Origin of the sequence: Chroococcidiopsis sp. TS-821 (assembly GCF_002939305.1) — a bacterium.
GTDB lineage: Bacteria > Cyanobacteriota > Cyanobacteriia > Cyanobacteriales > Chroococcidiopsidaceae > Chroogloeocystis.
Map to the genome: position 1 here is coordinate 1,677,859 of NZ_MVDI01000001.1, position 8,159 is coordinate 1,686,017.

General features: G+C 44.9%; 5 protein-coding genes, 1 tRNA gene and 2 pseudogenes. 6 read left to right on the forward strand and 2 right to left on the reverse strand.

Annotated elements, in window-relative coordinates; genetic code table 11:
* The first annotated feature begins 382 nt into the window (after positions 1-382).
* The 6 genes and pseudogenes from B1A85_RS07620 to B1A85_RS07650 all read left to right on the forward strand — a co-directional run bounded on the left by B1A85_RS07620 (position 383) and on the right by B1A85_RS07650 (position 6,321).
* Positions 383-454: transfer RNA gene (locus B1A85_RS07620), tRNA-Cys, on the forward strand.
* A gap of 84 nt (positions 455-538) precedes the next feature.
* Positions 539-739, forward strand: a pseudogene (locus B1A85_RS26030) (TetR/AcrR family transcriptional regulator); the annotation flags it as partial.
* Positions 740-1,153: 414 nt separating this feature from the next.
* Complete coding sequence (locus B1A85_RS07630; protein ID WP_104546242.1) at positions 1,154-1,861, forward strand: type 1 glutamine amidotransferase domain-containing protein; 708 nt, start codon at positions 1,154-1,156, stop codon at positions 1,859-1,861.
* Between the two features lie 881 nt (positions 1,862-2,742).
* Positions 2,743-3,156 (forward strand): Hsp20/alpha crystallin family protein, encoded by a 414-nt coding sequence (locus B1A85_RS07640; protein ID WP_104546244.1) that lies wholly within the window; start codon positions 2,743-2,745, stop codon positions 3,154-3,156.
* 113 nt (positions 3,157-3,269) lie between these two features.
* Positions 3,270-5,642 carry an endopeptidase La gene (gene lon / locus B1A85_RS07645; RefSeq protein WP_371681640.1) on the forward strand — a complete coding sequence of 791 codons (2,373 nt, stop codon included), beginning with the start codon at positions 3,270-3,272 and terminating at the stop codon, positions 5,640-5,642.
* A 55-nt stretch (positions 5,643-5,697) separates the two neighbouring features.
* A complete protein-coding gene (locus tag B1A85_RS07650) occupies positions 5,698-6,321 on the forward strand; it encodes a MarC family protein (RefSeq protein ID WP_104546245.1) in 624 nt (207 codons plus the stop codon).
* A 245-nt stretch (positions 6,322-6,566) separates the two neighbouring features.
* Here the strand turns inward: B1A85_RS07650 and psbA are convergent, their stop codons facing one another.
* Both psbA and B1A85_RS26035 read right to left on the reverse strand, forming a co-directional pair.
* Positions 6,567-7,649: a photosystem II q(b) protein gene (gene psbA / locus B1A85_RS07655; RefSeq protein WP_104546246.1), complete on the reverse strand. Its 1,083-nt coding sequence runs from the start codon at positions 7,647-7,649 to the stop codon at positions 6,567-6,569.
* A 342-nt stretch (positions 7,650-7,991) separates the two neighbouring features.
* Positions 7,992-8,159, reverse strand: a pseudogene (locus B1A85_RS26035) (photosystem II q(b) protein); the annotation flags it as partial.

Below are 8,159 nucleotides of genomic sequence, written 5' to 3' on the forward strand. Positions count from 1 at the left end.
TTATTCTAAACTGCTGTATCTTCAGCAGCGAAATCTTTACATCTTAAGAACAAGTAAAATAAAACAGCAAGTTACAGCACAACTTCCTAAGTACAGACCATTTCTGTATTTTTTTGAGACGCTAAGTTGGCAAGATGTACAAAAGCTATAGTGCTTGTGCTTCTTTATACTAGCGATAAACGTAAAGATAATTTGCGATCTTTAACGACTTTATTTGTGATTGAAATCACAAATTATTTGCAGGAAGACTTTGAATCTATACGCCATGCAAGCGATCTGTCTCTATTAATGCTATAGTAATTTAATGGAAATTGTGCGCTGTCTGTAACATAGTCAAAATAAAGCGACTAAAGTAGCAAACTTATTGCCAGCAGATAGTTTTGGCGGCATAGCCAAGTGGTAAGGCAGAGGTCTGCAAAACCTTTATTCCCCAGTTCGAATCTGGGTGCCGCCTTGTGACTAGAAAGTTACTCATAAAGTTTTCTATCTAAGGCGCGCTGGCAAGTCGTAGACGACAAAAACAGCTCTCCTTAAGACAGGTGTGCGTTTCATCAAAGAAAAAGGGTACAACCATACTGGAATACACGAGGTCTTGCAAGCAACAGGAGTACCTAAAGGTTCGTTTTACTATTATTTCAAAAGTAAGGAGGACTTTGGAGTAGAGATTATTGAAAATGATGCTCGCGAACACAGCCAATTTTGCATAAGTATCTCAAGGATGAAACACTATCTCCCTTGACTCGCTTGCAGCGTTATTTTGAAGCAAAATACGAAGAATTTGCATTGCTGCAGTGTCGTGATGGTTGCTTGTTAGGTAATTTTAGTCAAGAGTTAGCAGATCAAAACGAAAGATTTTGTTGATTGCTTGCAGCAAGCCCAAGCTGTCGGGGAACTATCATCCGACTTAGACGCCCGCGTTCTCGCTGACTTCTGCCTAAATAGCTAGGAAGGCGCATTGCAACAGAAGAAAGTTACTAAAAGTCCCGTACCTCTACAGATTTTTATGAATGTGATGTTTGGTATTGTTTTCAAAAGTTGAAAGTTCGATTTTGCTCAAGGCGTATCGCTCATTTGTAGTAGACCAGTATAATAACGCGTTGTCTGTAACAATCCTGCAAAAATACGACTTTATGAATTCAGAGGAAAAATTGCAATGACGAACAAAAAAATTCTCATTGCCGTCACCAGCCACGAGGAACTAGGCAACACAGGGAAAAAGACAGGGTTTTATCTTTCTGAGGTGACGCACCCCTACGATGTCTTTACGCGCGCAGGCTACGACGTAGATTTTGTCAGTCCCAAAGGTGGAAAAGCACCGATGGACGGCGTGCAGCTTGAAGACCCGCTCAATAAAGCATTTCTAGATGACCCCGACAAGGTAAAACAAGTTGAAAACACGCTGCAACCATCGCAAGTCGATCCGACTCAGTACGATGCTATTTTTTATGCAGGCGGTCACGGGACAATGTGGGATTTTCCTAATAACGAACAACTTGCTCAAATCGCGGCAAATATTTACGAACAAGGTGGTGTTGTTGGTGCTGTTTGTCACGGACCTGCAGGACTACTCAACATTAAGCTTGCTAATGGCGAGTATCTCATCAAAGGTAAAACTGTTTCTGGCTTTACAAACGAAGAAGAAGCCGCAGTGGAACTGACTGAAGCTGTGCCATTTTTACTCGAATCAGCATTAAAAGAAAGAGGCGCAGAATTTACAAAAGCAGCAAATTTTGAAGCGCATGTTGTCAAAAGCGATCGCCTCGTTACTGGACAAAATCCTGCTTCTGCTGCAGGTGTCGCCGAACAAATGCTGCAATTAATCGAAAATCCTACTGAAACTACCTCCTCTGCGACAGTCTGAAAAATTTTAGCCGCAGCCGAAATACCCTATTTGCAAGTTGTCAACAGTTTTTCAGCGTTCATTGCATTAACGTGTCTGGAACTGCTAGACATACAATAACAAAATTACGTTCCAAGTAAAGACACTACTCACGACGCCGATTTTGTTACCAGGTTACTCGCAGGCAAACTCCTAGAGAAAATAGTTTGGAGGAAAACCAGCAAGAGGCTGATAGTCAATACAACACTGCCAAGAAGAGTCCCACAATCAATGATAGACGGCGTTTGTACTGCCATGCGATACAAGCGTTGTAGTGCAATCGCAGGTTCAATTGCCATCGAGTCAATCAAAAACTGTATCTGAACAAATGACGGAAACTTGTTCAAAGGGCGTGTAACTTGCACTGCTAGCAAAACCTCCTCAACACCACCCGTGCAAGTTGCAGTGCTGCTATCTATTGCATCAAACCAGTTAGCAGAAAATTTAAAAGAATCAAGATTTATTAACTTCAACGTTAACCTAGGTAAGCAATAAGGCGAATAGTTCAAATACACCTGCTGACATCTTGTTTTCTGGTAGATGCAATAGATCAGCGCCGATTCATCTATCAACACTGCTATGAGAAAAGCAGTTACGACCGACAAGGGTTGTAAGCGTGTAGATGCAACTTGGATGAAGATGGGTTTTGTGGCTGTGTGCGCTCACTGCAATCGGTAGAGTGAAATCCCAAAAGGGTTTTATACTAAAAGCGTGGCTGGGCAGATTCTAGCGCTCATAGAAAACAGTTGCCCTCTCGATTTAGGATAAATTTGGCTTCTCAAATTAGAGAAATATTGCAGTGAATTAGTCAGAATTTCATCGTGGCACTCTTGGCAATTAAAAGAGAATAACCAACCAAATCTATGCGCTACCGTCGATTCAGTTACCGTTACACTGGCATTGTTTCTGGAATAAATTCACCCTCACAGTCAGACTTTTGGAAGAGTCAGATTCAGTCTAGGTTTGCTTACCCTCAATGGCAGCCGCCTGCCGATCTCTATGAAACTCCCACAGATTTGATTGTGAAAGCTGAAATTGCGGGGATGATAGAGGAAGATTTTGAAATTTCCCTCTACGAGAACGCTCTAGTCATTCAAGGGACGAGATCTTGGGAGAATCTCCAAGGAGACGAACACTACCATGCCGTCAACATTCAGTATGGTTCGTTTCACCTAGAAGTGCCCTTAAGGCAGAAAATTGAGCGCGATCGCGTTCAAGCTCGTTACGATCGCGGTTTTTTGTACGTCATGCTACCCAAAGCGGAGGTGTCACTGTGATTGATGCAGTTCCCCCTGGTGTAGACCAAAGTGCCGAAACTAATGCTCAAAATGTTCCTGAAATTCCAGATGCACTGCCAGTCTTACCGCTGATCAATACCGTGATTGTTCCTATGGCAGTTGCTCCAATTGTTGTGGGACAGGAGCGCTCGGTCAAGCTGGTAGATGAAGTCATGCGTACCAACCGGTTAGTGGCGCTAGTCGCGCAACGCAACCCAGAAGTGCGTCCAGCAGGTCCTGATGATATCTATCGTGTTGGTACTGCGGCAATTATTCATCGGCTACTGCGCTTGCCTGATGGCACATTGCAAATCGTGGTTCAAGGATTAGAGCGAATTCGGCTCCTTGATTTTTTACAAACAGAACCGTTTTTAGTGGCGCGGGTAGAAAAAGCCTCTGAACAAACTACTACCAACATGGAAACTGAAGCCCTGCGCCGCACCCTGGGCGAATTATTTCGTAAGTTGGTTTTGCTGACGGATGATATTCCCAACGAGTTAGCCAATGCAGGCGAAAATGTCAGTGATTCTCGCATGTTTGCCTATCTAGTTGCCGCTATGGTTCCGATAGACACTCCAGTGCGGCAAGAAGTGTTAGAACTGAATACAGTGCCAGATAAACTGAAGCGGCTGATTGAGCTAGTGCAACAGGAACTCGCTGTCCGAGAATTACAACAGCAAATTGCTTCCGATGCCCAGGAAAAAATTTCCAAAACTCAGAGAGAATACATTCTCCGAGAACAATTAAAATCAATTCAGCGGGAACTTGGTGAGGAAGATACTGAACAAGCCGAAATTCGAGAAATACGGAAACAGCTAGAAGCAGCGCAGTTGCCTGAAGAGGCGCGTAAAGAAGCCTTGCGAGAATTATCTCGCCTAGAACGCCTGCCGGCAATATCGCCCGAATACGGCATGATTCGTACCTATCTGGATTGGATGGTGAATCTACCCTGGAACATTGCCACAGGCCAAGCAATCGATTTAGCTCATGCTCGGCAAATTCTAGATGAAGACCATTACGATTTAGAACGAATTAAAGACCGGATCTTGGAATATCTGGCGGTCAAAAAACTAAAAGGCGATCGCGAAGTAGTTCTCAAGCAGCAGCGTGAAGCTCAAATAACTTTGCAAAAAGACCAAACTGAACATAAACCAGCAGCTCAATTTGAGAAGCATCAAGAGATACTTGATGATATTCGCCGGGAGCCGATCTTGTGTTTCGTAGGACCGCCAGGAGTAGGTAAAACTTCTCTGGGACAGTCGATCGCCCGCGCTATGGGGCGTAAATTTGTGCGGGTTAGTCTAGGCGGTGTAAGTGACGAGGCAGAAATCCGCGGACATCGCCGTACCTACATTGGCGCTTTACCTGGTCGTTTGATTCAAGCCTTGCGTCGCGTAGAAACTTCCGATCCCGTGTTTATGCTGGACGAGGTAGACAAGTTAGGTAGAAGTTTTCAGGGCGATCCGGCAGCAGCACTTTTGGAAGTTCTCGACCCGGCACAAAATCATACGTTTGTAGATACCTATCTGGGTGTACCGTTTGATTTGTCCAGAGTGCTATTTATCTGCACCGCCAATACGATTGAAACCATTCCCTCTCCTTTACTCGATCGCATGGAGATTTTGAGTCTCTCTGGCTACACCGAAATGGAAAAATTACACATTGCCCGTCGCTATCTGTTGCCAAAACAGCTTCGCATCAATGGATTACAGCCAGAGGAATTAACCATTACCGATACAGCTTTGCAAAGGATTATTCGGGAATATACCCGCGAGGCAGGAGTCCGCAGTTTAGAGCGAGAAATTGGTACAGTGGTTCGCAAAGTTGCTCGTCAAATTGCTGAAGGAACAGCTAAGTCTGCAAACATTGAAGCAGAGCAGATTCCTGATTACTTGCGCCGCCCGCGATTTGCAAATGAAGTGGTGGAACGGATCGATCGTCCTGGAATTGCTACAGGTCTAGCCTGGACCCCAACTGGCGGAGATGTGCTATTTGTCGAAGCTACGATGATGCCTGGACGAGATGAACGATTGATATTAACAGGAATGCTGGGAGATGTGATGCGCGAATCCGCCCAGGCAGCACTGTCTTACGTGCGATCGAATGCTGAAAAACTAGAGATTGACCCGAAAGTTTTTGTTGGCAAAGTGGTGCACGTGCATGTACCAGCTGGGGCAACTCCCAAGGATGGACCTTCGGCAGGAGTAACGATGGTAACGGCGATCGCCTCCCTCGCCTCAGGTCGTTTAGTACGCAATGACGTCGCCATGACTGGTGAAATTACGCTCCGAGGTAAAGTTTTACCTGTGGGTGGTATTCGGGAAAAGGTCTTGGCAGCCTATCGAGCAGGTGTTAAAACTGTCATCTTGCCCCAGCGTAATGAAACAGATTTAGAAGATGTGCCACAAGAGGTACGCAATCAACTCCAGTTTGTTTTTGCCGATGCTGCGGAAGAGGTGTTAGCAACAGCTTTAATGCCTGTTTAATGCCTGTAAATAACGAGTGCCGCTCTGCTTGTCAATTCTGACATTTTATATTGACATGACTTCTTTTATAGTCAGAGCTTTTCTTACGCTGTTTGTCGTTCTCGATCCGATTGGGTTAGTACCCCTTTTTATGACATTAGCAGGGTATCATTCTCATAAGGTACAACTGCGGATCATTCGCCAGGCGCTTCTAGTAGCAGGTGGAATTTTATTTGTCTTTGCATTATTTGGCAACAACTTACTGCGTTATCTAGGCATCAGTGTCGCAGCTTTTCAGGTAGCAGCAGGTATTTTACTGTTAAAAATTGCTATCGATATGGTATTCGCCCAGCGCGAACGAGAAACTAAAGCAGAAGAATCAGAAGCCCAAATCCGAACAGATATTAGTGTATTTCCGCTAGGAACGCCTCTAATTGCAGGTCCTGGAGCCTTAGCTAGTATTTTGATTCTGCAAGCAGAAGCTGCAATCTATCCACTGGGTACTGTTGTGATTTTAGGAATCATCGCGTTTGTGCTTTTATTGATCTATGGCTCACTGGCGATCGCACAACACATTACCCATTGGTTAGGTCGCACTGGGATTAATGTCATTTCCCGAGTCTTAGGAATCTTACTAGCAGCTTTGGCCGTACAGTACATAGTAGATGGTATTCTGACCTCGATCGACGTAAAGTTTTAGGTTCGAATACGATCGCGCTCCTGCAGAGATTTTCATAAAAAATTTTCTCTAGCAACCAAATATATCTATGTTGGGTAACCCTGAAGGAAGTCGGAGGGGAACTCAGAAGCAGCGCCAAAGTCTGTCTTTACCACGTAGGCGAGAGAGCCGTCCCGCTACTAGAGCATTTCTCTTCTACACAAAAAAGCGCTTCCCTAAAGAGAGCGCTAGCTGAGTTATAAGGATTGTTTGAGCAATCAGCACTATTAACCACTAATCGTGGGTGCTGTGAAAGCAACGGGAACAGGTAACCCCGAAGCCAAATCGAGTGGGAAGTTGTGCGCATTGCGTTCGTGCATCACCTCAATGCCTAAGTTGGCACGGTTGAGGATATCTGCCCAGGTAGGAACGACATGTCCTTGCGAGTCAATCACTGATTGGTTAAAGTTGAAACCATTCAAGTTAAATGCCATTGTACTGATACCCAGTGCTGTAAACCAGATACCAACAACAGGCCACGCTCCTAAGAAAAAGTGGAGCGATCGCGAGTTATTAAAGCTAGCGTACTGCCAAATTAATCGCCCAAAATAGCCATGAGCTGCCACAATGCTGTAGGTCTCTTGTTCTTGCCCAAACTTATAACCCAAATTCTGCGATTCGATTTCGGTCGTCTCGCGAATCAGTGAAGAAGTGACTAATGAACCGTGCATTGCACAGAACAACGCACCGCCAAATACAGCCGCTACGCCCAATTGATGGAAGGGATGCATCAAGATGTTATGCTCGGCTTGGAACACAAGCATAAAGTTGAACGTACCAGAAATGCCCAAAGGCATACCGTCAGAAAAACTACCTTGCCCAATTGGGTAAATCAAGAATACAGAAGTTGCCGCAGCGACAGGTGCAGAGTACGCTACACAAATCCAGGGACGCATCCCTAAGCGGTAGGATAATTCCCACTGCCGACCTAGCCAGCAAAAAATACCAATGAGAAAATGAAAAACGATGAGTTCGTAGGGACCGCCGTTGTATAGCCATTCATCCAACGAAGCTGCTTCCCAAATGGGATAGAAGTGCAAGCCGATCGCATTCGAAGAAGGAACAACAGCGCCTGTAATAATGTTGTTTCCGTAAAGCAAAGAACCGGAAACCGGTTCGCGAATACCATCAATGTCAACAGGTGGAGCGGCAATAAAGGCAATGATGAAACAAATGGTAGCGGTTAACAAACACGGAATCATTAATACGCCAAACCAGCCTACGTACAATCGATTTTCCGTGCTCGTGACCCAGTCGCAGAACCGCTCCCACAGATTCGCGCTTTCGCGTCGCTGTAGTGTTGTCGTCATGGTTCTACTGAAAAGAATAGTGTTTGATTAATTTGTGAGATAAAAAGTGTTTTGTTTTCTAGTTGTCTTGCTATACTCTTTCGCCTCAGAGTCAGGTACAGTAATTTTTGATCGTTGCGACTCCTCACACCAAACACTATGCAATTTACTTCCCAAAGGCGTAGAGCAAAATTTTTAGGAAGTTGCTGACTCTTAATTTTTAGTATTTACATGGATTTTGCTACAAATCAATTTATTTATATTAAGTTTTACTAGCGTTTGTTAAGGAGAACTAGTTATATACACGTAGCAAAAAGCGCCTCCATGATGGGGGCGCTTTTCAGTTATGTATGGAGCTAAAGTTTAGCCATGAATGCTAGGAGCAGTGAGGGCAACAGGAGTAACGTCGCCAGCAGCTAAGTCGAGGGGGAAGTTGTGCGCGTTGCGCTCGTGCATCACTTCCATGCCCAAGTTGGCGCGGTTGAGCACGTCCGCCCAGGTGCCAATCACCCGACCCTGCGAGTCAATCAC